The sequence below is a fragment of the Micromonospora sp. NPDC049274 genome (assembly GCF_040678875.1).
Lineage (GTDB): Bacteria > Actinomycetota > Actinomycetes > Mycobacteriales > Micromonosporaceae > Micromonospora.
In genome coordinates, this window is sequence record NZ_JBFAQS010000025.1 from 50,233 (window position 1) to 74,940 (window position 24,708).

The window sequence follows — 24,708 nt, forward strand, 5'->3', positions numbered from 1 at the left end:
CTGCGATGAACTTACCTCGCGCGGACGACGAAAAGCCCGCCGCGCGCCGGGTTACGGCGCACGACGGGCATTCGGGATCGGGTTCAGCCCCCGGTCAACGTCTCCAACAGGTCCTTGGCGCTGGCGCAGCGGTCGAAGAGGGCCCCGACGTGGGCGCGGGTGCCCCGCTCCGGCTCCATCATCGGCACCCGGACCAGCGACTCTCGACCCACGTCGAAGATCACTGAATCCCAGCTGGCGGCGACCACCTCGGAGGCGTACTGGGCGAGGCAGCGGCCACGGAAGTAGGCCCGGGTGTCCTCCGGGGGCTCGGTCATGGCGCGGCGGGTCTCCTCGTCGGTGAGCAGCGTCTTCATCGCCCCCCGGGAGACCAGCCGGTTGTAGAGGCCCTTCTCCGGGCGTACGTCGGAGTACTGCAGGTCGACGAGTTGGAGCTTGTGCGAGCCCCAGCCGAGCTTCTCCCGCTCACGGTAACCCTCCAGCAGCCGCAGCTTGGCCACCCAGTCCAGCTCGTCGGCGCAGAGCATCGGGTCGCGGCCGAGCCGGTCCAGCACGTCCTCCCACCGGTCCAGCACGTCGGCGGTCTGCTCGTCGACGTCCGTGCCGTAGCGGTCGTCGACAAAGGACCGCGCCCGCTCCAGGTACGCCCACTGCAGGTCCAGGGCGGTCAGGCGACGGCCGTCGCGCAGCCTCATGAGGTGCGCCAGGGAGGGGTCGTGGCTGACGGCGCGCAGTTCGCTGACCGGGTCGGCGATGCCGAGGTCGGCGCCGAGCGCCTTCTCCTCGATCATGGTGAGGATCAGCGCGGTGGTGCCCACCTTGAGGTAGGTGGAAATCTCGGAGAGGTTGGCGTCGCCGATGATGACGTGCAGCCGGCGGTACTTGTCGGCGTCGGCGTGCGGCTCGTCGCGGGTGTTGATGATCGGCCGCTTGAGGGTGGTCTCCAGGCCGACCTCGACCTCGAAGAAGTCGGCGCGCTGGGAGATCTGGAAGCCGCTCTGCCCGCCGTCCTGTCCGATGCCGACGCGGCCGGCGCCGCAGACGATCTGCCGGGTCACGAAGAACGGCGTCAGGTACGCCACGATGTCGGCGAACGGGGTCTGCCGGCGCATCAGGTAGTTCTCGTGGGCACCGTAGCTGGCGCCCTTGTTGTCGGTGTTGTTCTTGTAGAGGTGGATCGGCTGGCTGCCGGGGATGGTGGCGGCCCGGCGGGACGCCTCGGCCATCACCCGTTCGCCGGCCTTGTCCCAGCGCACGATGTCGCGGGGGGTGGTGACCTCGGGGGTGGAGTATTCGGGGTGGGCGTGGTCCACATAGAGGCGTGCGCCGTTGGTGAGTATCACGTTGGCCAGGCCGAGGTCCTCGTCGGCGAGGGCTTCGGCGGGGTCGTAGGCGGCCCCGGAGTAGGTGAAGCCGCGGGCGTCGCGCAGCGGCGACTCCTCCTCGTAGTCCCAGCGGGCGCGCCCGCCCCGGTTGAGCTCGGGCCGGGCCCCGTAGGCGTTGACCACCTGGGACGAGGTGACCATCGGGTTGGCTCCGGCCTGGCCGGGCACGGAGATGCCGTACTCGACCTCGGTGCCCATGATCCGTCTTACGCTCATCGACCTACCCGCTTCGCTCGCCCGACCCGGTCCCCCGTCATGTCGAGCGTAGTCCGAGTGTTCGGGGACGGGGGCACGCCGGTGCGGGCGGGTTACCGGTGTCGTCTCCGCTGCCCGTCGCCGGGACCAGCCCGGCAGGGGTCGGCGCGACGGGTGGGGCCCGGAACGCGTCGCGTCCCGGGCCCGCTGGTGTCACCGTTTGCTCAGAGGTACTGGCCGGTGTTGCTCGCGGTCTCGATGGACCGGCCGGCCTCGGCGCCCTTGCCGCCGGAGACGAGCGTGCGGATGTAGACGATCCGCTCGCCCTTCTTGCCGGAGATGCGGGCCCAGTCGTCGGGGTTTGTGGTGTTGGGGAGGTCCTCGTTCTCGCGGAACTCGTCGACGCAGGCGTCGAGCAGGTGCTGCAGGCGCAGGCCCTTGCGACCGGAGGTGAGGAATTCCTTGATGGCCATCTTCTTGCTCCGGTCGACGATGTTCTGGATCATCGCGCCGGAGTTGAAGTCCTTGAAGTAGAGGACTTCCTTGTCACCGTTGGCGTAGGTGACTTCGAGGAAACGGTTCTCCTCGGTTTCGGAGTACATCCGCAGCACGACGGCGTCGATCATCGCGGCGACGGTGGCCTGGGGGTCGGCTCCGTGTTCGGCGAGGTCGTCCGGGTGCAGCGGCAGCCCGGAGAGGATGTACTTGGAGAAGATGTCCTTCGCCGCTTCGGCGTCCGGTCGCTCGATCTTGATTTTCACGTCGAGGCGACCGGGGCGCAGGATCGCCGGGTCGATCATGTCTTCCCGGTTGGAGGCGCCGATGACGATGACGTTCTCCAGGCCCTCCACGCCGTCGATCTCGCTGAGCAGCTGCGGGACGATCGTGTTCTCCACGTCGGAGGAGACACCGGAGCCACGGGTCCGGAAGATCGAGTCCATCTCGTCGAAGAACACGATCACCGGGGTGCCCTCGCCGGCCTTCTCCCGAGCCCGCTGGAAGATCAGCCGGATGTGCCGCTCGGTTTCGCCGACGTACTTGTTGAGCAGCTCCGGGCCCTTGATGTTGAGGAAGAAGCTGGTGTGCTTCTCCTTGCCCTGCCGCTCGGCGATCTTCTTGGCCAGCGAGTTGGCCACCGCCTTGGCGATGAGCGTCTTTCCGCAGCCGGGCGGGCCGTAGAGCAGGATGCCCTTGGGCGGCCGGAGCTGGTGCTCGCGGAACAGGTCCGCGTGCAGGAACGGCAGTTCCACCGCGTCGCGGATCTGCTCGATCTGCGACTGGAGGCCACCGATGTCGCCGTAGTCGACGTCGGGCACCTCCTCCAGGACCAGCTCCTCGACCTCGCTCTTCGGGATCCGCTCGTACGCGTACGCCGAGCGGGGCTCGATCATGAGCGAGTCGCCGGCCCGGATCGCCGAGCCGATGAGCGTCTCGGCGAGGTGCACGATGCGTTCCTCGTCGGAGTGGGAGACCACAAGCGCCCGGTCGCCCGGCCCGCCGTTCGGTCCCTCCAGGATCTCCTTGAGCATCACGACCTCACCGACCCGCTCGTATCCGAACGCGTCGACGATGTTGAGCGCGTCGTTGAGCAGGACCTCCTGGCCGCGACGCAGTTCGTCCACGTCCAGTGAGGGCGAGACGGAGACCCGCAGTTTGCGGCCGCCGGTGAAGACGTCCACCGTCCCGTCGTCGTGCTTGGCCAGGAAGACCCCGTAGCCACTCGGCGGCTGCGCGAGCCGGTCGATCTCCTCCTTGAGCGTGACGATCTGCGTGCGAGCCTCCTTGAGGGTGCTCACCAGCCGGTCGTTGTTCTCGGTCAGCCGCGCCAACTGTGCCTGGGTGGCCGCCAGCCGCTCTTCGAGCTGCCGGACGTGTCGGGGGCTTTCGGTCAACTTACGCCGCACCAGAGCGAGTTCCTCCTGAAGGAACGCGACCTGCGTGGAGAGATCGTGGGCTTCCTTCTCCCACCGTGCGGCGCGCGAGTCCGCGTCGTCGCTGCGTGCTGCCACGTCCCACCTCCCCGGGGGGCTTGAACGTTCTGACCTAACACTAGCCGCTATGAGCCCGATTCGGTCCCACGCAACACCCTCGTCACCGAACCTTGATCGCCAAGGGTGGCCTGGCGGGTCGGTACGGGCGTTCGGGTACCGTCGGAGGCTGGTACGGGAGAACATGGGGGGTGCACCGGTGGCCGAGGTCGCGACCGACCAGTTGCAGGTCTGGGTGGACCAGGATCTCTGCACGGGTGACGGGCTCTGCGTGCAGTACGCGCCGGAGGTTTTCGAGTTCGACATCGACGGCCTGGCGTACGTCAAGGGCGTCGACGGTGAGCTGCGGATGGCGCCGGGCAGCCGGGTGGACGTGCCCGCGCACCTGCGCCTCGAAGTTATCGACTCCGCGAAGGAGTGCCCGGGCGACTGCATCCACGTGGTGCGCGGCGACGGTGTCGAGGTCGCTGGCCCGGACGCCGAGGACGACTGAGCCGGGCGGGCGCCGGCGTCGCATCGTTCGCGCGACGCCGGCGCCACCCGTTCGGGGTACGCCTTCAGAGCATCGGGCGGCCGACCACCGACGCCACCAGCCGGGCGAACTCCTCCAGTCGGGCGATCTGCCCGGCGCCGCCGTCGTCGAGGGTCTTGCCGAAGCGCAGCGCGTCGTGTCGGGGCGTACCCGCCATCTCCTCGCTCGGCGGGGCCTCGTCCAGCGAGGTGAGCAGCAGGTAGACGTCGATGCTGTCGACCCGGATCTCGCCGCTGTCGGAGCGGTTCAGCCGACGCCGGCAGCCCACCTCGGTGACCGTGGAGACCGGCACCACCCGCAGCGACGACGTCATCGAGCCCGGCGGCCCCTCCCCCGGCGGCACGTCCTCACCGTGCCAGAGGATCAGTCGGCTGCCGTCGCAGACGACAACCTCCTGCCACACGCCGTTGACCTCGTTGACGAAGCGTTCCAGGGTGAAGCCGAGCACCGAGGCGCCGCGCAGCACACCACCGAGGGCTTCCAGGGCGACGTCCGGGTCGCGTAGGTAGGCCCGCGCCGCCGATTCCAGGTCCTGGTACGGCGACCAGTCCGGAAACACGGCGGGCAGGTCGCCGCCGCCGTAACCCGGTCGGCTCATGCCGCCGCCTCCCCCCGCTCGCCGATGGTCACGGCCTGTCCATCTCCCCGGTCGTGTCGGGCTGCGCGTCGGCGGCCCTGGCTGCGGCCGCCTGGCGGGCCGCCTCGGCCTCGCGCAGGTCCTGCCGGCGCTGCGCGTACGCCTCGGTGCCCTTGCTGGGTTTGCGGCGGCGCGGCGGCGCGGTGACGCCCGGGGCGAGCTTGCGCGCGGAGACCAGGAACGCGGTGTGCGCGATCATCCGGTGGTCGGGGCGGACGGCGAGGCCCTCGGCGTGCCAGTCGCGCACGAGCGACTCCCAGGCGCGGGGCTCGGTCCAGCCGCCGCGCTCGCGCAGCGCCTCGACGAGTTCGGAGAGCTGGGGCGTGGTGGCGACGTAGCCGATGAAGACGCCGCCGGGCACCAGCGCCCGCTCGACCATGTCGAGGGTCTCCCAGGGGGTGAGCATGTCGAGGATGATCCGGTCGAAGCCGGTTTCCTGGCACTGCGCGACGTCGCCGACGTGCAGGTTCCACGAGGGGTGTGGCCCGTTGAAGAACGCCTCGACGTTGCGCTTGGCGATCTGGGCGAAGTCGTCGCGCACCTCGAACGAGTGCAACTCTCCCTCGGTGCCGACGGCGCGCAGCAGCGAGCAGCTGAGCGCGCCGGAGCCGGCGCCGGCCTCGAGGACCTTGGCGCCGGGGAAGATGTCGCCCATCGCGACGATCTGCGCCGAGTCCTTCGGGTAGATCACCTGGGCGCCGCGCGGCATGGACAGCACGTAGTCCGAGAGCAGCGGGCGCAGCGCCAGGAAGGCGGTGCCGCCGCCGGAGGTGGTCACCACGCTGCCGTCGGGCAGCCCGATCAGCGCGTCGTGCGCCAGGATGCCGCGGTGGGTGTGGAACTCCTTGCCGGGCTCCAGCGTCACGGTGTGCATCCGCCCCTTGGGGTCGGTGAGCTGCACCCGGTCGCCGGGCCGGAACGGGCCACGGTGCACGGGTGTCAGCGCTCCGGGGGCGGTGTCGGCGGCGACGGTGGAGGGAGTTGCGGTCACGATGTCATCTTCCGGTTGGGTTCGAGGAGCTGTGCCAGGTCCCCGATGTGCAGAATGCCGACGACATCTTCGCCTGACGTCACCACGTACTGCGCGCCCGGGTGGGTCTGCACGGCCTCCATTACCCGTTCGCCGTCCAGCCCGACCGGCAGGGTGGGGAGCGCGGTCAGTGCGCGGGCGACGGTGTCCACCGTCAGCCAGGGGCGGCGCTCGGCGGGGACGGCCGCGGCGGCGGCCGGGTCGACAAGCGCCACCGGGTGACCTGTGGAGTCGGTGACCAGCAGCGCGGCGGCGGGCTGCCCGCCCTCGGCGCGGCGGCGCTGTGCCTCGGACAGCGGTGTGCCGGTGGGCACCGGCCAGATCGGCCGCGCCAGGCGGGACAGGTCGATGAGCGGGAACCGCCGGCTGACCCGCGCGGCCCGGATGGACTGCCCGGCGCCGCGCCAGAGGGTGACGGCGACAAGCAGCATCAGTGGCAGCGCCACAGGCACCAGGTAGTCGGTCAGGGTCAGCAGGCCGACGAGGACGGCGGTGCCGACGGCGACGACGCGGCCCGCCCAACCGGCGACCTCGGTGCCGCGGTGCCGGTCGCGGGTCAGGCCCCACACGGCGGCGCGTAGGGCACGCCCGCCGTCCAGCGGCAACCCGGGGAGGATGTTGAACACCGCGACGATGACGTTGCTCAGCGCGAGCTGGAAGGCGAGCTGGTGGGCCACGGTGCCCGGTGGCAGGGCCACGGTGGCGGCGACCGCGAGGACGCCGAGCACCGCGGAGACCGCCGGGCCGGCGAGCGACACCAGCAGGTCGACCTTGGGCGTCGGCGCGTCCCGGTCCATCTCGGTGTACCCGCCGAGCAGTTCCAGGGTGATCCCGCGCACACCGATGCCGTAGCGGCGGGCGGTGAGCGCGTGACCCAGCTCGTGCAGCAGCACCGAGCCGAGCAGTGACACCACGAACCCGAAGCCGATGAGATAGCCGCTGACCTGCGGCAGGTCCAGTTGCCGGCGGGCGAACTCGGCGTAGAGCACGGCGACCAGCACGGCGAGCAGGAGCATCGAGGCGTTGAGGTGCAGCGGCACTCCGAGCACCCGGCCCACGTTCAGACCGGGTCGCCGGTCGGGCCGACGCGGCGGCCGGGGTGTCTGCTCCATCGCACCGATGCTACGGACCGGCCCGGCGTGGGGCGGGCGGCGGGCGGTGTCATACCGGTGCCCTAACCTTTGCGGACATGACGGCGGAACCGGTCACCACCCCCCAGTCCTCCTCCCCGGCGCAGGCGCCGCCGACGGTGCGGGCCTCGCTGTCCCCGTCGCGGGCGGCGGATTTCAAGACCTGCCCACTGCTCTACCGGTTCCGCAGCATCGACCGGTTGCCGGAGCGGACGACTGTCGAGCAGGCGCGGGGCACGCTTGTGCACGCGGTGCTGGAGCGGCTGTTCGACCTGCCGGCGCAGGGCCGCACCCCGGCCGCGGCCGGTGACCTGGTGGCCCCCCAGTGGGATCGGCTGGTCACCGAGCAGCCGGAGCTGGCCGGGATCTTCGACGACGCCGAGCCGGCCGGCCCGGTGGAGTTCCTGCGCTCCGCGGCGGGGCTGCTGGAGGGCTACTTCGCCGTGGAGGATCCGACCCGGCTGGAGCCGGCGGAGCGGGAGAGCCTGATTTCGGCTGTCGTCGACGACGAGTTGCTGATCCGGGGCTATCTCGACCGGCTCGACGTCGCCCCGGACGGCGCGCTGCGGGTGGTCGACTACAAGACCGGCGGCGCGCCGCGGGAGGCGTTCGAGGCGCGGGCGCTGTTCCAGCTGAAGTTCTACGCGCTGGTGCTGTGGCGCACCCGGGGGGTGGTGCCCCGGGTGCTGCGTCTGCTCTATCTGCGCGACGCCGAGGTGTTGGATTACACCCCCGACGCCGACGAGCTGGTCCGCTTCGAGCGCACGGTGGTGGCGCTGTGGCGGGCGATCGAGCAGGCCACCGCCCGGCAGGATTTCCGGCCCCGTCCGAGCAGGCTGTGCGACTGGTGCAGTCACCAGGCGCTCTGCCCCACCTTCGGTGGGACTCCCCCGCCGTTCCCGGTCGCGGCCGCGAACGCCGATCCGCTGCGCGACGCGCGGTCCGCTCCGGTGGTGCCCGGCGCCGACGACTGACCGCCGGTTCGCCCGGACCCGACCGTGACGGTGCCGCGTCGGTCGGGACACCGCGGCCGGCGGGCCTCTACGGTGGTCCACGACGCGCCGACCGGTGTACGCGACGATGGACCGGCGTGGGCGCGACGGCGAGGGGGACGGGAGACGTGATGGCCGATCGGGTGGCCTCGGCGCGGCCGGTACGGATCCTGCTCGCCGACGACCAGCCGCTGCTGCGCACGGGCTTCCGGATGGTGCTGGGCGCCGAGGGCGACCTCGATGTGGTGGCGGAGGCCGGCGACGGCGTGGAGGCGGTGGAGCTGTCCCGCCGGCTGCTGCCCGACGTCGTGTTGATGGACATCCGGATGCCCCGCATGGACGGGGTGGCGGCGACCCGGGCGATCGTCGACGCCCGACTGCCGGTGCGGGTGTTGGTGCTCACCACGTTCGACCTTGATGAGTACGTGGTGGGGGCGCTGCGCGCGGGCGCGAGCGGGTTCCTGGCCAAGGACGTGCCGGCCGAGGAGCTGATCGCGGCGATCCGCACGGTGGCCGGCGGGGACGCGGTGGTCGCGCCGCGGATCCTGCGCCGCCTGCTGGAGCGCTTCGCCGACCTGCTGCCGGATCCGGCGGCGACGCCGTCGGCGGCGCTCAGCGCGCTCACCGACCGGGAACGCGAGGTGCTGGTGCAGGTGGCCCGGGGGTTGTCCAACGCCGAGATCGCCGCTGCGCTGTCGGTGAGCGAGACCACAGTGAAGACCCACGTCGGGCACGTGCTGACCAAGCTGCGGCTGCGCGATCGGGTGCAGGCGGTCGTGCTGGCGTACGAGTCGGGTCTGGTCCGTCCGCGGGCGTAGTGGCCGCGCGCCGGGTACCCCACCCGGCGTACTCGAAGATCCCTCCGTGGGGGGACGGCCCTGTTGCCGTCGTCACCTACCGTGACCGTAGACGGCTCGGCGCGGTTGACCCTCCTGTGGCGTGAGGGGGAAGTGTCGTGTCCGGCGGTGTTTCGCCGGTCGGGAAACCTGTCGATCGGCCGTCGGGTCAGGGGCAACCCTGATGCGGCATGGGGGTGCACCCGCAGCGGGAAATCCGCGCCGGGTCCCCCCGTGGGCGGACGGGGCGGGCGCGAGCAGCGCCGATGATGGAACAGTCGCGCCGGACCATCGGGGGGCGGCGTGAGATTCGGACAGACGGAAGAGGTAGATGACGTGACCGCGACGGTAGGCCAGCAGGCGCAGGCCGCGGCCCGGGCGAACGACGTGTGGAAGGTGTACGGCAGCGGCGAGGCTCAGGTCATCGCGCTGCGGGGGGTCAGCGCGGAGTTCGAACGTGGCCGCTTCACCGCGATCATGGGCCCGTCGGGTTCCGGCAAGTCGACGCTCATGCACTGCCTGGCCGGTCTGGACTCGGTGACCCGGGGGACGGTGTCGATCGGTGCGACGACTGTCACCGGGCTGGGCGACTCGGGGCTGACGAAGCTGCGCCGGGACAAGGTGGGCTTCATCTTCCAGCAGTTCAACCTGCTGCCGACGCTCACCGCGAAGGAGAACATCCTGCTGCCGTTGTCGATCGCCGGGCGCAAGCCGGACCCGGCCTGGTACGACACGGTGATCAAGACGGTGGGTCTGCAGGACCGGTTGGACCACCGGCCGGCGCAGCTCTCCGGTGGTCAGCAGCAGCGGGTGGCGTGTGCGCGGGCGCTGGTCTCCCGCCCCGAGGTGATCTTCGCGGACGAGCCGACCGGCAACCTGGACTCGCGCTCCGGCGCGGAGGTGCTCGGCTTCCTGCGTAACTCGGTGCGTGAGCACGGCCAGACGATCGTCATGGTCACCCACGACCCGACCGCCGCGGCGTACGCCGATCGGGTGGTCTTCCTCGCCGACGGGCAGATCGTCTCGGAGTTGATCGAGCCGACCGCCGAGACGGTGCTGGACACGATGAAGAAGCTGGACACTCCGGCCGAGGTGGGCAACTGATGTTCCGGGCGACACTCAAGAGTCTGCTGGCCCGCAAGGTCCGGCTGATCCTGTCGGGGCTGGCGGTGGTGCTCGGGGTCATGTTCGTCTCCGGCGCGTTCGTGTTGACCGACACGCTGGGCCGCTCCTTCGACTCGGTCTTCGCCGACGGCTTCTCCGAGATCGACGTGAACGTCGCGGCGAAGCCGAAGGTCGAGGTCAACGAGATGGAGGGCGAGCAGACCGCCGCTCCGCTGCCGGCCGCCGTGGTGGGCCGGGTCAAGCAGGTGCCGGGGGTGGCTTCGGCCACCGGCATCGTCAACGCCGACGGCGCCCGGGTGATCGGCAGCAACGGCAAGGTGGTCACGTCGTTCGGTCCGCCGCAGCTGGGTGAGAACTGGATCGGCGAGAGCGACCTGATGCAGCTGCGGGAGGGGCGCGCGCCGCAGGCCGAGGACGAGATCGTCCTCAACAAGGCGTTGGCCACCACGGCGAAGGTGCAGGTCGGTCAGAAGGTCGGCGTGCTCACCGCGTTCGAGTCGAAGAAGCGGGACTTCACGCTGGTCGGGATCATGGGTTACAGCGGTGACCGGGACTCGATCGGTGGTGTCAACGAGGTCTTCTTCACCACGCCAATGGCGCAGCGGCTGATGCTGGGCGAGCCGGACACGTTCAGCAGCATCACGCTGCGCGCCGCCGACGGCGTCTCGGACGAGACGTTGCGCGACGACGTGGCCCGCACCCTGGGCGCGGACTTCGACGTGAAGACCGGCGAGCAGGTGGCCGCGGACGCCTCGGCCAGCCTGAAGGAGGGCCTGTCCTTCTTCAACAAGATCCTGCTCGGCTTCGCCGCGGTGGCGCTGCTGGTGGGCACCTTCCTGATCCTCAACACCTTCTCGATCATCGTGGCGCAGCGCACCCGGGAGTTGGCGCTGATGCGCGCCATCGGGGCCAGCGGCCGGCAGATCATCGGTTCGGTGGTGCTGGAGGCCATCGCGGTCGGGTTGATCGCGTCGGTGCTCGGCCTGGCCGCCGGCATCGGCGTGGGGGCGCTGCTGGCGTTCCTGTTCGGCAAGTTGGCCGGTGGGCTGACCCTGGCCGGGATCGGTGTGCCGGCGGCCGCGGTGATCGGGTCGTTCGGCGTCGGTCTGGTGATCACCGTGGTGGCGGCGCTGCTGCCGGCGCTGCGGGCATCGCGGATCCCGCCGATCGCCGCCATGCAGGACGTGGCCACCCCGGACCGGCCACTGACCAAGATCACGGTGACGGGGGCGGTGGTCACCGGCATCGGCGCGGTGCTGCTCTTCCTGGGGCTCAGCGGCAACGCACATGGTCAGACCCTGGCCACCATCCTGGCTGGGGTGCTGTTCGCCTTCATCGGCGTGGCGCTGCTGACGCCACTGATCAGTCGGCCGGTGGTCAGCCTGCTCGGCGCGATCTTCTCCTGGTCGGTGCCGGGCAAGCTGGGCCGGCTGAACTCGGGGCGCAACCCGCGCCGCACCGCGATCACCGCGGCCGCGCTGATGGTCGGCATCGCGCTGGTCACCGGCGTCACGGTGATCCTCGACTCGGCCAAGGGCAGCATCAGCGCCCTTGCCCAGGACACCATCAAGGCCGAGCTGGTGATCGCCGGCCAGCAGGGAGGGCCGCGTCCGCCGAGCTTCGACCCGGGCGTCCTGGACAAGGCCAAGGCCCTGCCCGGCGTGCGGATGGTCGACGGCGAGTACGGCGACATGGGCCGGATCGACGGCGAGAGCACGTGGGTGGCGGCGAGCAGCGACATCGCGTCGCTGCGGCAGATCTTCGGCGCGAAGGCCACCGCCGGCGACATCGACCGGCTCGGGCCGACCCAGATGCTCGCCAGCTCCGACACCGCCACGTCCCGTGGCTGGTCGGTCGGCTCGACGGTCAAGGTGCAGCTGACCCGGGGCGAGGCCCGGACGTACACGATCAGCGGCATCTACGAGTCGTCGCAGCTGACCAACCCGGTGACGTTGCCGGCGACGGCGGCGAAGGACTTCGCCATCCCGCAGCCCATCCAGGGCTTCATCCAGCTGGCGCCGGGCACCCGGGTGGCCGACGTGCAGCCGCAGGTGGAGACGCTTCTCGCGGACAGCCCGGAGGTGTCGGTGGCCGACCGGGACGCGTTCATCAAGCAGCAGACCAGTTCGCTCGACGGGCTGCTCACGATGATCCAGATCCTGCTGGCCCTGGCCATCGTGATCGCCGTCCTGGGCATCATCAACACCCTGGCGCTCTCGGTGCTGGAGCGGACCCGGGAACTGGGCCTGCTGCGGGCGATCGGCCTGCGCCGTGGCCAGACCATGGGCATGATCACTGTCGAGGCGGTGGTGATCTCCGTGTTCGGCGCGCTGCTGGGCGTGGCGGTCGGCAGCGGCCTCGGCGCCGCAGTGGTCGAGGCGCTCAAGGACGAGGGCATCACCGACCTGATCCTGCCCTGGGGGCAGATGGGCGTCTTCCTCGGTCTCGCCGCGATCATCGGGGTGGTGGCCGCGGTGCTCCCCGCCGTGCGGGCGGCCCGGATCAACGTCCTGGGCGCGATCGCCCACGACTGACCACGTCACCGAGGCCCCGACCGCCGTTGCGCGGTCGGGGCCTCGGCCGTGCGGGCTGGCCGATTCGTCCCCGTCGGTCGGCGCGCGGCTGCCAGGCTGGTCGGGCCGGCACGGCGTCGGCCCGCCCACGAGTCGCGGCGGCCGAGACCCGGGACGGACGACATGACCGACGAGGACGCGTATCACCGCGCGCTCGCGACCGCCGAGCGACTGCTCGGTCAACCGCTCGTGCTGCCCCTCGGCGACGGCGAGCCCTCCGTGGGCGAGGACTTCCGCCGCCTGGCAACCCTGCAGACCTTCGGCGAGGCATGGCCCCGAACGGGTTTGGACCTCCGCAGCCGCAGCCTGGTGTCCGTGGCGATCGCCGCAACCCTCGGCACCCACGAACCGCTGCGTGGCCAACTCCGCATCGCCCTGCAGTCGGGGGTGACCAGGGAGGAGATCGTCGAACTGTTCATCCACCTGGCCGCCTACGCGGGGGCGGCGCGGGCGTTCGACGGCTACCAGGTGGTCGCGGCGGTCTTCGCCGAGCGTCCCTGAACCGCGCCGGCCCGGCTCAGCCGGTCGCGCCGGCCCGGTCGGCCGCCAGGGCCGCGAGCAGCTCCAGGTCCACGCCGGTCAGGCTCTCCACCTGGTGTACGCCGGTCAGGCTGGGCAGCGGCACCTCGGCGGGTACGGCCAGCACGGCAGCGCCGGAGGCACGCGCGCTGGCCACCCCGGTCGGCGAGTCCTCGATCGCCACACACCGCCCGATCGGCACACCGAGCAGCCGCGCGGCGGTCAGGTAGGGCTCCGGGTGGGGCTTGGCCGCGACCACCTCGTCGCCGGCGACCACCGTGTCGAAGTTGTCCCGCCCCAGGGTGTCCAGGGCGATCTCGACGAGCGCCCGCGGACTGGAGGTGACAAGCGCGGTGGGGATCCCCGCCGCGCGGACCGCCCGCAACAGGTCGAACGCCCCCGGCCGCCAGCGCAGACCGGTGCGGAACAGCTCCAGGATCCGGGCGTTGATCCACGCAGCGCTGAGGTCCGGATCCCGTTCCGGCTGCCCCAGATCGTCGTGCAGGATACGCATCGACTCGGCCATGGCGGTGCCGATGATCGACCGGCGGGCCTCGGCGGAGAGGTCACCGCCGTACTCACGCGCCAGTTCCTGCAGGGCGACGTCCCACAGCTTCTCGCTGTCGACGAGCGTGCCGTCCATGTCGAAGAGCACGGCGGCGGGGTGATGGCTGCTCAGCGGATCCTCCAGGGTCGTAACCGACACCGGAGATCCTGCCAGCACGGGCCGTCGCCGGTGGCGGCAACGGGCGCCGAGGTGATCAGGGCTACCCCCGCTCAGCCCAGGTCGCACTCGGACAGGGAGCGCTCGTAGCCGCGGAAGAACATGTCGGTGCGTTGCTCGGCGGTGCCGTGCGCGCCCTCGGCGAACCACGGCTGGTCGGGGTCGTCGCCGACGGCCGCCACCCCCTCCCGGAACTCGTCCAGGTCGCCCTCCGCGAGGCTCAGGTCGCCGGAGCGCACCGAATCGCCGAGGTACGCCCCGGCCATGCAGTCGGCCTGCAACTCCTGCTGGATGGTGAAGCTGTAGTTGATGCCGAGGCGCACCTGGATGCCGTGGGCGTACTCGTGGCCGAGCAGGTAGAACACGAACGCGTCACCGACCTCGCGGAACGCCGCCACCGACCAGGCGACGTCGTACGCGATGAAGTCGCCCTGCGAGCAGTAGACCGCGTTGTTGCGGGGCAGCGGCTGCCCGCCGCAGGAGACCTCACCGGCCCGCTGGTACGGGGTGACCCGCCGAACGGGTGAGAAGCGCTTCCCGGACGCCTTGAACTGGGCCGCCCAGTAGCGCTCGGCGACCGTCTGCGCGTCGGCCACATCCTGCTTGAACTCGGCCACGCTTGTGGTGCTGTCGGCGCGGGTGGTGTTCGGCCGCGGCGAGGCGGCCGACGGCTTCGCGCCCGGGCGTTCGCCCTCCGGCTCGGCCAGCCCACCGCCGGCGCAGGCCAGCGACACCAGCGCGGCCACCACCAGGCCCGTCAGTGGCCCTCGGGCGTCGCGTCCTGACCATGCCCCCACGGTGCCTCCCCAGACATCGGCGCTCGCGCTGTGCGATACCCCGACGGTACGACCGCCACGCCCACCGGATGCACGCACGAGCGGGCCGGGCGGTTCACGGGGCCGGTGCCGGGCGGCCACAATGGCCCGGGGGGCGGATGTGACCGTCCGGCGAGGAGGGCGCGACGTGCACGTGTTGGGCAGCCGTCGGCGAAGCCAACCGGCCCCGGCGCACATCGTGTGGCGGTCGCTGCGGGATCCGTACGCGACGGGCGCTCGCCCCTGGCTGGAGTTGCGCGACGACGAGGTGCCACCCCGGGTGGTGGCGGGCTACGCCCCGGTGCTGCTGGTGTGGTCGTCGCTGTGGCCGCACCGGCCGCTGGACCGGATCCGCTTCGACGTGACGCCCGGATCACCCGGCGGGGACTGCACGCTGCGCTGGACCCTGACCACCGAGGCGGACCTGCCGAGCGAGAGCACCCTCGGCTACCTGCGCCACCGCCTCAACTACCTGATCAACGACAAGCTCCGCCGCTCCTACGGCCAGTGACCCGTCACCCGCCCGACTCGCGGCCGCGCTGCCACGTCGCGCCCTGGTCCCCCTGACGCTCAGCCTCGTACCGCTGCTGCCTGGCGCGAGCGTCCCGCCCGGCAGCGCGGTCGTCAGCCGTGCCCGGCCGTCCCCGCCGCGCCACGACTCCGACCGCCAGCCCCGCCACCACAACGAAAATGCCGGCAACCACCCACACCACCGTCATGCCCGCCACCCTAGGACCCACCATCCACCAACCCCCTCCCCACCTCGTCGATCATGAAGGTATTGCGCCGACACGCCGGCATCGAGGGCAATAACTTCATGATCAACCAGGGGTTGCGGGGTCAGGGGCTGGCTGCCAGGAAGACGAACGCGGCCAGCAGCACCAGGTGCACGCCGCCCTGCAACACGTTGGCCCGGCCCGGCACCACTGTCAGCACGGCGGTCACGGCGGTGAGGGCGAGCAGCGCGAGTTGGGTGCCGCCGAGGCCGAGCAGCAGCGGGCCGTCCAGCCAGATCGAGGCGATGGCGATCGCCGGGATGGTCAGGCCGATGCTCGCCATCGCCGATCCGAGGGCGAGGTTGAGGCTGATCTGCACCCGGTCCCGGCGGGCGGCGCGGGCGGCGGCCAGGGTCTCCGGCAGCAGCACCAGCAGGGCGATGATCACGCCGACGAACGCGTGCGGCAGGTTCGCCGCCGCCACGCCGGCCTCGATGGTGGGTGAGACGGTCTTGGCGTCGCCGACCACCGCGACCAGCGCCACCAGCAGCAGTCCGAGGCTGATCAGCGCGGCGCGGGTGGTCGGCGGCCTGGCGTGCTCCTCCGCGTCGATGACCCGACCCTCGGTGTCGACGGGCAGGAAGTAGTCGCGGTGCCGACCGGTCTGTACCAGCACGAACAGTCCGTACAGGGCGAGCGACGCGACGGCGGCGAAGACGAGCTGCGCGGGGCTGAACTCCGGCCCGGGGCGGGCCGTGGTGAAGGTCGGGATGACCAGACTCAACGTGGCCAGGGTGATCACCGTCGCGAGGGCCCCACCGGTGCCCTCGGGGTTGAACACGGCCACGCGTCGGCGCAGCGCCCCGAGCAGCAGGGACAGGCCGAGGATCCCGTTGCAGGTGATCATGACGGCGGCGAAGACGGTGTCGCGGGCGAGCGACTGGGTCTTCTCCGGCCCGCTGATCATCAGCGTGACGATCAGGGCCACCTCGATGACGGTGACGGCAACGGCGAGCACCAGCGAGCCGTACGGCTCCCCCACCCGGTGGGCGACCACCTCGGCGTGGTGCACGGCGGCGAGCACCGCGCCGCCCAGCAACGCGGCGACCACCACGACGATCGGGCCGGGAAGGTCCCGCCCCCACGTCACGAGCAACACCAGCACGGCGAGCACGGGTACGGCGACGGTCCAGTCGAGCAGGCGGGATCGAAGCTGGGCTGGCATGCGGTCAAGAGTGCCAGGTGACGTGATCATGTGCCCACGATCGACGCAGCGCCGCAGGCGTATGCGTAACCCATGGGTTACGCTTCCGGTGTGGACGAGGTGGCAACCGCGATCGCGGACCCGGTGCGGCGGAGCATCCTGACCATGCTGCGCGACGCGCCGCTGGCCGCCGGCGAGATCGCCCGGCGGTTCGCCATCAGCCGACCCGCCGTCAGCCGCCACCTGCGGGTGCTGCGGCAGAGCGGGCTGGTCCGCGACGAGGTGGTCGGCCGCCGCAGGATCTACCGGCTCGACCCCGGCCCACTCGTCGCGCTGGCCGACTGGCTCGCCGAGTTCACCGCACCGCAGAGGTGGGAGCAGCGCCTCGACGCGCTGGAGACCGAGGTCCATCGCACCCGCCGGGAACGCCGCGCTCGCGGCCCGGCAGAGCATCGAACGGAGCATGTCGCATGACGCGTACACCCGCTGGACGTCTGTTTCGCACCGCCGCCGGCCACGACCTCGTCCTCACCCGCACGTTCCGCGCCCCGGCGGCGGACGTGTGGGCGAGCCTGACCGAGTCGGAGCGCACGGCCCGCTGGTTCGGTCCGTGGGAGGGCGACGCCGGGCCCGACCGGACCATCCGGGTCCAGATGGCGTACGAGGAGCAGCAGCCCTGGTGCGACGTCCACATCGACGCGTGTGAGCCGCAGCGACGCCTCGCCGTGTCGACGACCGACAGCTACGGCACCTGGCTGCTGGAGTTCGCGCTGACCGAGACCGACGGCACCACCGAGTTGCGCTTCGTGCAACACCTCGACAGCGTGGAGGGCATCGGGGAGGTGGGCGCCGGCTGGGAGTACTACCTGGATCTGTTCGTCGCCGCCCGGGACGGCTCACCCCGACCGGAGTTCGACGAGTACCACCCCGCCATGCAGCCCTACTACCAGGGGCTGGCCGCCGAGGCCGCGTCGCACGCCTAGCGGCCGGCCTCGCGCCCTGTCGTGGGGCCGGCCGCACGGCGCAGCGCGGCGAACTCGGCCGTCAGGGCCGGCAGCGGGAAGTGCGCGTTCAGGCCGCTGGGGTTGGGCAGCACCCAGACCCGGGCCGGGCCGAGCCGCTCCGGCTGCGGGCCCAGCCCGGCCTTCGGCCGGACGAACGCGATCCGGTACGCGGTCACCCCGAGAATCGCCACCCACCGTGGCCGGTGACGCTCGGCCTTGACCGCCAGCCCGGTCACGCCTGCCACCAGCTCGGTGGAGGTCAGCTCGTCGGCGCGGGCGGTGGCCCGGTTGCTCAGGCTGGTGATGCCCAGCCCCTGGCGCAGCAACTCGGCGCGCTCCCACGGGCGCAGCTCCCGGTCGGTGAAGCCGGCGCCGTGCAGGGCCGGCCAGAAGCGGCTGCCCCGGCGGGCGAAGTGCTCCCCCACCGCCGCCGAGTAGAGGCCCGGGTTGAAGCCGCAGAAGAGCACTCGCAGGCCGGGGCCGATCACGTCCACCAGGCCGCGACCGGCCGCGGCCGCGACCTCGTGGCGGGTCGGCGGCCGCCAGGGCTGCGCCGCGCCCGCGTCCACACCACCGATCCTGCCGTACGCTCCGACGCCCGTCCCGACGTGCGCGCAACGCGACCGCGCCCGACCCGGTGCGCGCCGGTGATCACGACTTGAGACCCTGAACGGATGCACAGCACCGACCACCTGGCCGCCAGCCGCTACGCGCGGATGCGCTGGAACACGCCGCTGTCGGAGGAGCACGCGGCCCTGCTGCTGCGACGACTCGACGTCCGCCCCGGCGCGCGCGTGCTCGACCTGGGCTGCGGTTGGGGCGAACTGCTGCTCCGGGCGGTCGCCGCGGGTGGCGTGGCCGGCCCGGTCGCGACGAGGGGTGTCGGTGTGGACACCGACGAGGCCGCCCTGGCCCGCGGACGCCGGCTCGCCACCGAGAGGTCGCTGAACCGGCACGTCGCCTTCGTGATGGGCGAGGCGGCGGCCTGGCACGAGCCGGCCGACCGGGTCGTGTGCATCGGCTCGGCGCACGCCTTCGGCGGCACCGGGGCGGCTCTCGACGCGCTCGCGACAGTGGTCCGGCCCGGTGGGCGACTGCTGTTCGGCGAGGCGTACTGGCAGCGCGACCCCACCACGGAGGCCGAGCAGATCTTCGGTGCGGAGGTCACCGACCTCGCGGGCCTCGTCGAGGCCGCCCGGCAGCGGGGCTGGCGGCTGCTGCACCTGAGCACCGCCGACCAGCGGGAGTGGGACGACTTCGAGTCCACCTGGCTCGCGGGGAGGCAGGAGTGGCTGCTGACGTACCCCGAGGATCCCCGCGCGGCCGAGGTCCGCGCGGAGCTCGACGACCGGCTGCGCCAGTACGTGGGCGGCTACCGGGGCGTCCTCGGCCTCGCGTACCTCGTCCTCGGTCGCTGACCCCTCTGGCGGAAGCCCGCCCGTTCGGCCGCCCGACCCAGCCGCGGTGGAGAAGAGTGCTGACGAGAACTGTCGTCGACGGCCGGGCGGTGGCACGGCGTCGTGGCGTGCGGAGGTGCGGATGAGCGGCACGACCCCGACCGGGCCCGTCAGCAACGTCGTCCTGGTGCACGGCGCCTACGCCGACGGCTCCTCCTGGTCCGACGTCATTCCCCTCCTGCAAAGGGCCGGGTTGACGGTCACCGCGGTGCAGAACCCGCTGACCTCCCTGGCCGACGACGTGGCGGCCACCAACCGCGCTCTCGACCGGCAGGACGGGCCGACGGTGCTGGTGGGCCACTCCTGGGCGGGGACTGTCATCAGCGAGGCCGGCAACCATCCCACGGTCACCGCCCTGGTGTACGTCGCCGCCCGCGCGCCGGACGCCGGAGAGGACTTCACGGCGCTCGCGGCACGGTTCCCCACCCCGCCCGCGAATGCCGGCCTCGTGCACGACGACGGCTTTGCGCAGCTCAGCGAGAAGGCCTTCCTCGACGACTTCGCGGGCGGCGTCGAGGCGACCCGTGCGCGTTCCCTCTACGCCGTTCAGGGGCCGATCGCCGGGGACCTGTTCGCGGGCCGGACGACGGTCGCGGCCTGGCGGAACCGCCCCTGCTACTACTCCGTCTCCACGGCGGACCGGACCACCGCGCCGGAGCTGGAGCGGTTCCTGGCCGAACGGATGAACGCGACGACGATCGAGGTCGACTCCTCGCACCTCGCCATGGTCACGCACCCCGAGACGATCGCCGACCTCATCCTCATGGCGACCACGGGGACCCGCGGTCCCGCCGCGGACAGCCGGAGCTGACCAGCGCGACGCCGGCGCCCACCGTCACGTCAGGGCGCACACGGTGCCGCAGTACGGGCAGTGCGCGCGCTTGGCGTTGGAGGTGACCTCGACGTCGCAGCGTGGGCACCGACCGTTCTCCCACAGACCCTGGTCCGGGCCCAGCTCCCCGCCGTAGTGGTCGCGATCGGGCCAGGCGACCAGCTCGACGTCGAGGCCGGGGTCGACATCGTCCTCGTACCAGGTGACGTTGGCCAGGGTCAGCACCGTTCGCATGCCGTACGCCTCCTGCTCGAAGTGCGGTAGGGCACGCCGCAGGACGTCGACCAGCTCACGGACCGGCAGCGCCACGAGGTGCCCGGCGAGGCGCTCGCGATCTTCGTCGGTGGACATGCGGCCGACCCTACGTCCCACCCCGACGCCGGCGCCGACCGTGCCACGGCGCGTCCCTGGCCGGAACGGGTGGGCTTGACGGGGCCCAGACATCGGAGGTTTACTGCGTCAGCGATGCGAGTCGATGCGCGGCGACCGTCCACTGAGGGTGGTCGGGGTCATCGGCTGGCCATTCGCAGTTCACCACCGCACCACATCACCGCACCACATCACCGCACCATCTCAGCCGAGCATCGGCGGCCCGGCTTCCGCACCACCGCCACCGTGGCTCCGGGCGTGCCCTCGTGCACACCTTCGGGGTCGACGCTCAGCAGAGGAGCAAGACCATGCGTTCCCGTCCCCGTTTACTGGCCCTCGTCACCGGCCTGGCCGTGATGATGGCCGGTCTGGTCGCACTGCCGACCACCGCCTCGGCGGCACCGCTGACCAAGGTCCTGGTGTTCAGCAAGACCGCCGGCTTCCGCCACTCGGCCATCCCCAACGGCATCGCCGCGATCCAGCAGCTCGGCGCCGCCAACGGCTTCAGCGTGACCGCGACCGAGGATGCCGGCCAGTTCACCACTTCCAACCTGGCCCAGTACCAGGCGGTGGTCTTCATGTCGACGACCGGCGACGTCCTCAACTCCAGCCAGCAGACGGCCTTCGAGTCGTACATCGGTTCCGGTGGTGGGTACGTCGGCGTGCACGCCGCCGCCGACACCGAGTACAGCTGGCCGTGGTACGGCCAGCTCGTCGGGGCGTGGTTCGACTCGCACCCGGCGATCCAGACGGCGACCGTGAAGATCGAGGACCGGACCAACCCGTCGACGGCTCACCTGCCGGCCACCTGGTCCCGCTCCGACGAGTGGTACAACTACCGCACCAACCCCCGCTCCACCGCGCGGGTCCTCGCCAGCCTCGACGAGTCGTCCTACAGCGGCGGCAACATGAACGGCGACCACCCGATCACCTGGTGCAAGACGGTCGGCAGCGGACGGGCCTGGTACACGGGCCTCGGGCACACCGAGGCGTCGTACACCGACCCGAACTTCACCCGGATGCTGCTCGGTGGCCTGCAGGTCGCCGCGGGTTCGGTCAGCGCCAACTGCTCGCCGGGGTCGACGAACCCGACGACCCCGCCGCCGACCACGGCCCCGCCGACCACGGCCCCGCCGACCACGGCCCCGCCGACGACGGCCCCGCCGACCACCCCGCCGCCCGCCGCCGTCGGTTCCACGCTGCGGGCCCGCGCCAACAACCAGTACGTGAGCGCGCCCAACGCCAGCACCGCGCTGATCGCCAACAAGACCTCCGTGGGGACCAGTGAGCGGTTCGAACTGGTCAACCTCGCCAACGGCAACGTCGCGCTGCGCGCCAAGAGCAACGGGCAGTTCGTCGCGGCGGAGAACGCCGGCGCCTCCGCGCTGATCGCCAACCGGGCCAGCGCCGGCGCCTGGGAGACGTTCCAGCTCGTCCGTAACTCTGACGGCACGGTGAGCCTGCGGGCCACGGTGAACAACCGTTACGTCGCGGCCGACAACGCTGGCGCCTCCCCGCTGATCGCCAACCGGACCTCCATCGGTCAGTGGGAGAAGTTCGACCTCGTCACCACCAACTGATCGCGTCTCGACGCGCTCTTCGCCACCCCCACCTGGCCGTGGTGCGCCCCCGCACGCCCGGCCCTGGTCGTCGAGAAAGGACGATCATGCTTTCGAACCCCCGGCGCTGGTCCCGGGCACTCGTCGCTGCGGTCACCACCGCAGCGAGTGTGGCCCTGGCCGTGGCCGCGCCCTCCACCGCTCAGGCGGCGGTCATCCCGGCCTCCGACTATCAGCAGGTCAAACTCGCCACCGGCTCGGCAGAGCTGGGTGAGGCCATGTCCCTGGCCGTCCTGCCCAACCGCTCGGTGCTGCACACCGCCCGCAACGGCGTGCTGCGGGTCACCGACGTGGCGGGCAACACCAAGGTCTCCGCCACCCTGTCCGTCTACACGCACGACGAGGAGGGGTTGCAGGGCGTCGCCGTCGACCCCAACTTCGCCACCAACCGGTGGATCTACCTGTACTACTCGCCCACGTTGAGCACCCCGTCCGGGGATGCGCCGACCACGGGCTCGCAGTCGGACTGGGACCGGTGGAAGGGGCACCTCAACCTGTCCCGGTTCACCCTCAACAGCGACGACACGGTGAACCTGAGCAGCGAGAAGGTCGTGCTCCAGGTCAACAACGACCGTGGGCAGTGCTGCCACGTCGGCGGTGACCTGGACTTCGACAGCGCCGGCAACCTTTACCTGACCACCGGCGACGACACCAACCCGTTCGAGTCCTCCGGGTACGCGCCGCTGGACGAGCGGACCAACCGCAACCCGCAGTTCGACGCCCAGCGCTCGGCGGGCAACACGAACGACCTGCGGGGCAAGGTGCTGCGGATCAAGCCGCAGACGGACGGCACGTACACGATCCCGTCGGGCAACCTGTTCGCGCCCGGCACGGCCAACACCCGTCCGGAGATCTACGCGATGGGTCTGCGCAACCCGTTCCGGATGAGCGTCGACAAGGCGACAGGCGTCGTCTACGTCGGTGACTACGGCCCCGACTCCGGGTCCACGAACTCCAGCCGTGGCCCCTCCGGCCAGGTCGAGTTCAACCGCATCACGGCACCGGGCAACTTCGGCTGGCCGTACTGCACCGGCAGCAACAGCAGCACGGAAACATACAACGAATACACCTTCCCGTCCGGGCCGTCGCAGTCGAAGTACAACTGCACGGGTGGGCCTACCAACAACTCGTTCCGCAACACCGGCCTGGGCACGCTGCCCGCGGCGAAGCCGGCCTGGATCAAGTACGCCGGCGACTCCGGTTCGCCGTCGGAGTTCGGCAGCGGCTCCGAGTCGCCCATGGCCGGGCCGGTCTACCGCTACGACGCCTCGCTGAACTCCAGCATCAAGTTCCCGCAGTCGCTGGACGGCCAGTTCTTCGCCGGCGAGTACGGCCGCCGGTGGATCAAGCCGATCAAGATCAACTCCGACGGCTCGCGCGGGGAGATCTCCAGCTTCCCGTGGAGCGGCACGCAGGTCATGGACATGGCCTTCGGCCCGGACGGCGCGCTCTACGTGCTGGACTACGGCACCGGCTCGAACAACCAGGCGCTCTTCCGCATCGAGTACATCGGTGGCGGCAACCGCAACCCGATCGCGGTCGCCTCGGCGAACCCGACCTCGGGGTCCAACCCGCTGACCGTCACCTTCTCGTCGGCCGGCTCCTCCGACCCGGAGGGTGGGGCGCTGAGCTACCTGTGGACGTTCGGCGACGGCACCACGTCGACGGCGGCCAACCCGACGAAGACGTACACCACCAACGGCACGTACTCCCCCACCCTGAAGGTCACCGACCCGACCGGCCTGTCCGGCACGGCGAGCCTGGTCATCACCGTGGGCAACACCGCGCCGACGGTGACGCTGACCTCGCCCGTCGACGGGCAGCTGTTCAGCTTCGGTGACACGGTGTCGTACCAGATCAGCGTGAGCGACCCGCAGGACGGCACGATCGACTGCTCCAAGGTGAGCCTGACCTACGCGCTGGGCCACGACAGCCACGCCCACCAGATCACCTCGAAGACCGGGTGCAGCGGCTCCATCGCCGTCCCGACCGACGGGGAGCACGACTCCGCGGCCAACATCTACGGAGTCTTCGACGCCGCCTACACCGACAACGGTGGGCTCACCACGCACAGCATCAAGACCCTCCAGCCGAAGCACCGCCAGGGTGAGCACTTCACCGCCCAGTCCGGTGTCCAGGCGACCGACCACACCAGCGCCGAGGGTGGCCGGACGGCCGGGTTCATCGAGAACAACGACTGGATCTCGTACCAGCCGTACAACCTGGCCAACGCGACCCGGTTCACGGCGCGGGTCTCCTCGGCTGGCGCCGGCGGCACCATCGAGGTGCGTACCGGTTCCGCCACCGGCACCCTGCTCGGCACCGCCACGGTGCCGGTGACCGGTAACTGGGAGACCTTCGTCGACGTCTCCACCGCCATCAGCAACCCGCCGACCGCGTCGACCACGCTGTACCTGGTGTTCAAGGGCGGCTCGGGCAACCTGTTCGACGTCGACGCGTTCACCTTCACCACCGGCACGACCACCCCACCCACCGGGGGAATCACGCTGCGGGCGCAGGTCAACAACCAGTACGTGTCGGCCGTCGGCACCAACCCGCTGATCGCCAACAAGGCCAGCGTCTCGACGACCGAGCAGTACGACCGGGTGGACGCCGGCAACGGCAACATCGCCCTGCGCTCGCGTGCCAACGGGCTGTACGTCTGCGCTGACAACGCGGGCGCCAACCCGTTGATCGCGAACCGTACGACGATCGGCCCGTGGGAGACCTTCCAGATCATCAACAACTCGGACGGGACGGTCGGCCTGCGGGCGCTTGCCAACAACCAGATCGTGGCCGCCGAGAACGCCGGGGCGGGCGCGTTGATCGCCAACCGCACGTCGGTCGGATCCTGGGAAAGGTTCGTCCTGACCAGCAGCTAGACGGCGCTACCCGGCCTGGTCGGCGGCCGGGCCGTGAAACGGCGGGAGTTCGGGGCGGACGGTGCACACCGTCCGCCCCGGCTCCTTTCCCGCTGTGGCCCGCACCGTGGCTTGACAAGCACCGGGGTCCAGAGTGGACGATGC

Annotated in this window: 23 protein-coding genes and 1 pseudogene; 13 read left to right on the plus strand and 11 right to left on the minus strand. The window is 71.3% G+C overall.

The genetic code is table 11. The features are described 5' to 3' along the window. Positions 1-83: 83 nt before the first annotated feature. Both dop and arc read right to left on the minus strand, forming a co-directional pair. Complete coding sequence (gene dop / locus AB0K10_RS31105) at positions 84-1,601, minus strand: depupylase/deamidase Dop (protein WP_363689453.1); 1,518 nt, start codon at positions 1,599-1,601, stop codon at positions 84-86. A gap of 203 nt (positions 1,602-1,804) precedes the next feature. Further along, positions 1,805-3,589: a proteasome ATPase gene (arc, locus tag AB0K10_RS31110; RefSeq protein WP_363689455.1), complete on the minus strand. Its 1,785-nt coding sequence runs from the start codon at positions 3,587-3,589 to the stop codon at positions 1,805-1,807. Between the two features lie 178 nt (positions 3,590-3,767). Here arc and AB0K10_RS31115 point away from each other — a divergent pair, with 178 nt between their 5' ends. Further along, entirely contained in the window at positions 3,768-4,061 is a 294-nt protein-coding gene (locus AB0K10_RS31115) for a ferredoxin (protein WP_039908212.1), read from the plus strand. A gap of 64 nt (positions 4,062-4,125) precedes the next feature. Here the strand turns inward: AB0K10_RS31115 and AB0K10_RS31120 are convergent, their stop codons facing one another. From AB0K10_RS31120 to AB0K10_RS31130, 3 genes are read right to left on the minus strand one after another with little or no spacing between them, the layout of a single operon-like run. Further along, entirely contained in the window at positions 4,126-4,698 is a 573-nt protein-coding gene (locus AB0K10_RS31120) for a hypothetical protein (RefSeq protein WP_007459901.1), read from the minus strand. A gap of 28 nt (positions 4,699-4,726) precedes the next feature. Further along, a complete protein-coding gene (locus AB0K10_RS31125; RefSeq protein WP_363689542.1) occupies positions 4,727-5,680 on the minus strand; it encodes a tRNA (adenine-N1)-methyltransferase in 954 nt (317 codons plus the stop codon). A gap of 44 nt (positions 5,681-5,724) precedes the next feature. Next, the gene (locus tag AB0K10_RS31130) at positions 5,725-6,879 is read right to left on the minus strand and encodes a site-2 protease family protein (RefSeq protein ID WP_363689457.1); all 1,155 of its coding nucleotides are present in this window, start codon (positions 6,877-6,879) and stop codon (positions 5,725-5,727) included. Between the two features lie 77 nt (positions 6,880-6,956). Here AB0K10_RS31130 and AB0K10_RS31135 point away from each other — a divergent pair, with 77 nt between their 5' ends. From AB0K10_RS31135 to AB0K10_RS31155, 5 genes are all read left to right on the plus strand, one after another. Further along, positions 6,957-7,871, plus strand: coding sequence for a RecB family exonuclease (locus AB0K10_RS31135; RefSeq protein ID WP_363689459.1), 915 nt, complete (start codon positions 6,957-6,959; stop codon positions 7,869-7,871). A gap of 149 nt (positions 7,872-8,020) precedes the next feature. Next, positions 8,021-8,707: a response regulator transcription factor gene (locus AB0K10_RS31140; RefSeq protein ID WP_363689461.1), complete on the plus strand. Its 687-nt coding sequence runs from the start codon at positions 8,021-8,023 to the stop codon at positions 8,705-8,707. Positions 8,708-9,061: 354 nt separating this feature from the next. Next, a complete protein-coding gene (locus AB0K10_RS31145; RefSeq protein ID WP_266242033.1) occupies positions 9,062-9,829 on the plus strand; it encodes an ABC transporter ATP-binding protein in 768 nt (255 codons plus the stop codon). Further along, on the plus strand, positions 9,829-12,384 hold the full coding sequence (locus AB0K10_RS31150; protein WP_363689464.1) for an FtsX-like permease family protein: 2,556 nt from the start codon (positions 9,829-9,831) through the stop codon (positions 12,382-12,384). The genes AB0K10_RS31145 and AB0K10_RS31150 overlap by 1 nt, the downstream gene beginning before the upstream one ends. 162 nt (positions 12,385-12,546) lie before the next feature. Beyond that, entirely contained in the window at positions 12,547-12,924 is a 378-nt protein-coding gene (locus tag AB0K10_RS31155) for a carboxymuconolactone decarboxylase family protein (RefSeq protein ID WP_358101045.1), read from the plus strand. 16 nt (positions 12,925-12,940) lie between these two features. Here AB0K10_RS31155 and AB0K10_RS31160 read toward each other — a convergent pair whose 3' ends face one another. Then, positions 12,941-13,597 carry an HAD family phosphatase gene (locus AB0K10_RS31160; RefSeq protein ID WP_363689544.1) on the minus strand — a complete coding sequence of 219 codons (657 nt, stop codon included), beginning with the start codon at positions 13,595-13,597 and terminating at the stop codon, positions 12,941-12,943. A 122-nt stretch (positions 13,598-13,719) separates the two neighbouring features. Next, positions 13,720-14,463 (minus strand): neutral zinc metallopeptidase, encoded by a 744-nt coding sequence (locus AB0K10_RS31165; protein WP_363689466.1) that lies wholly within the window; start codon positions 14,461-14,463, stop codon positions 13,720-13,722. 166 nt (positions 14,464-14,629) lie between these two features. Between AB0K10_RS31165 and AB0K10_RS31170 the strand changes: the two genes are divergently transcribed. Continuing rightward, positions 14,630-14,992: a hypothetical protein gene (locus tag AB0K10_RS31170; RefSeq protein WP_363689468.1), complete on the plus strand. Its 363-nt coding sequence runs from the start codon at positions 14,630-14,632 to the stop codon at positions 14,990-14,992. 4 nt (positions 14,993-14,996) lie between these two features. Here the strand turns inward: AB0K10_RS31170 and AB0K10_RS31175 are convergent, their stop codons facing one another. Continuing rightward, positions 14,997-15,200: a hypothetical protein gene (locus AB0K10_RS31175; RefSeq protein WP_363689470.1), complete on the minus strand. Its 204-nt coding sequence runs from the start codon at positions 15,198-15,200 to the stop codon at positions 14,997-14,999. A gap of 121 nt (positions 15,201-15,321) precedes the next feature. After that, entirely contained in the window at positions 15,322-16,422 is a 1,101-nt protein-coding gene (locus AB0K10_RS31180; protein WP_363689472.1) for an ionic transporter y4hA, read from the minus strand. Positions 16,423-16,512: 90 nt separating this feature from the next. Here AB0K10_RS31180 and AB0K10_RS31185 point away from each other — a divergent pair, with 90 nt between their 5' ends. Together AB0K10_RS31185 and AB0K10_RS31190 are read left to right on the plus strand one after the other, a co-directional pair. Beyond that, complete coding sequence (locus AB0K10_RS31185) at positions 16,513-16,875, plus strand: metalloregulator ArsR/SmtB family transcription factor (protein WP_363689474.1); 363 nt, start codon at positions 16,513-16,515, stop codon at positions 16,873-16,875. Then, positions 16,872-17,384, plus strand: a complete 513-nt coding sequence (locus AB0K10_RS31190) for an SRPBCC family protein (RefSeq protein WP_363689476.1) — start codon at positions 16,872-16,874, stop codon at positions 17,382-17,384. The genes AB0K10_RS31185 and AB0K10_RS31190 overlap by 4 nt, the downstream gene beginning before the upstream one ends. Here AB0K10_RS31190 and mug read toward each other — a convergent pair. Beyond that, positions 17,381-17,974: a G/U mismatch-specific DNA glycosylase gene (gene mug / locus AB0K10_RS31195; protein WP_363689478.1), complete on the minus strand. Its 594-nt coding sequence runs from the start codon at positions 17,972-17,974 to the stop codon at positions 17,381-17,383. The genes AB0K10_RS31190 and mug overlap by 4 nt on opposite strands. A gap of 105 nt (positions 17,975-18,079) precedes the next feature. Between mug and AB0K10_RS31200 the strand changes: the two genes are divergently transcribed. Together AB0K10_RS31200 and AB0K10_RS31205 are read left to right on the plus strand one after the other, a co-directional pair. After that, entirely contained in the window at positions 18,080-18,823 is a 744-nt protein-coding gene (locus AB0K10_RS31200; RefSeq protein ID WP_363689480.1) for a methyltransferase domain-containing protein, read from the plus strand. A gap of 121 nt (positions 18,824-18,944) precedes the next feature. After that, complete coding sequence (locus tag AB0K10_RS31205) at positions 18,945-19,673, plus strand: alpha/beta hydrolase (protein WP_363689482.1); 729 nt, start codon at positions 18,945-18,947, stop codon at positions 19,671-19,673. A 24-nt stretch (positions 19,674-19,697) separates the two neighbouring features. Here the strand turns inward: AB0K10_RS31205 and AB0K10_RS31210 are convergent, their stop codons facing one another. After that, positions 19,698-20,045, minus strand: coding sequence for a hypothetical protein (locus AB0K10_RS31210; RefSeq protein WP_363689484.1), 348 nt, complete (start codon positions 20,043-20,045; stop codon positions 19,698-19,700). A gap of 374 nt (positions 20,046-20,419) precedes the next feature. Between AB0K10_RS31210 and AB0K10_RS31215 the strand changes: the two are divergent. Continuing rightward, positions 20,420-21,139: pseudogene (locus AB0K10_RS31215) on the plus strand (ThuA domain-containing protein); the annotation flags it as partial. A 590-nt stretch (positions 21,140-21,729) separates the two neighbouring features. Then, positions 21,730-24,564, plus strand: coding sequence for a PQQ-dependent sugar dehydrogenase (locus AB0K10_RS31220; RefSeq protein WP_363689486.1), 2,835 nt, complete (start codon positions 21,730-21,732; stop codon positions 24,562-24,564). Positions 24,565-24,708: the final 144 nt, after the last annotated feature.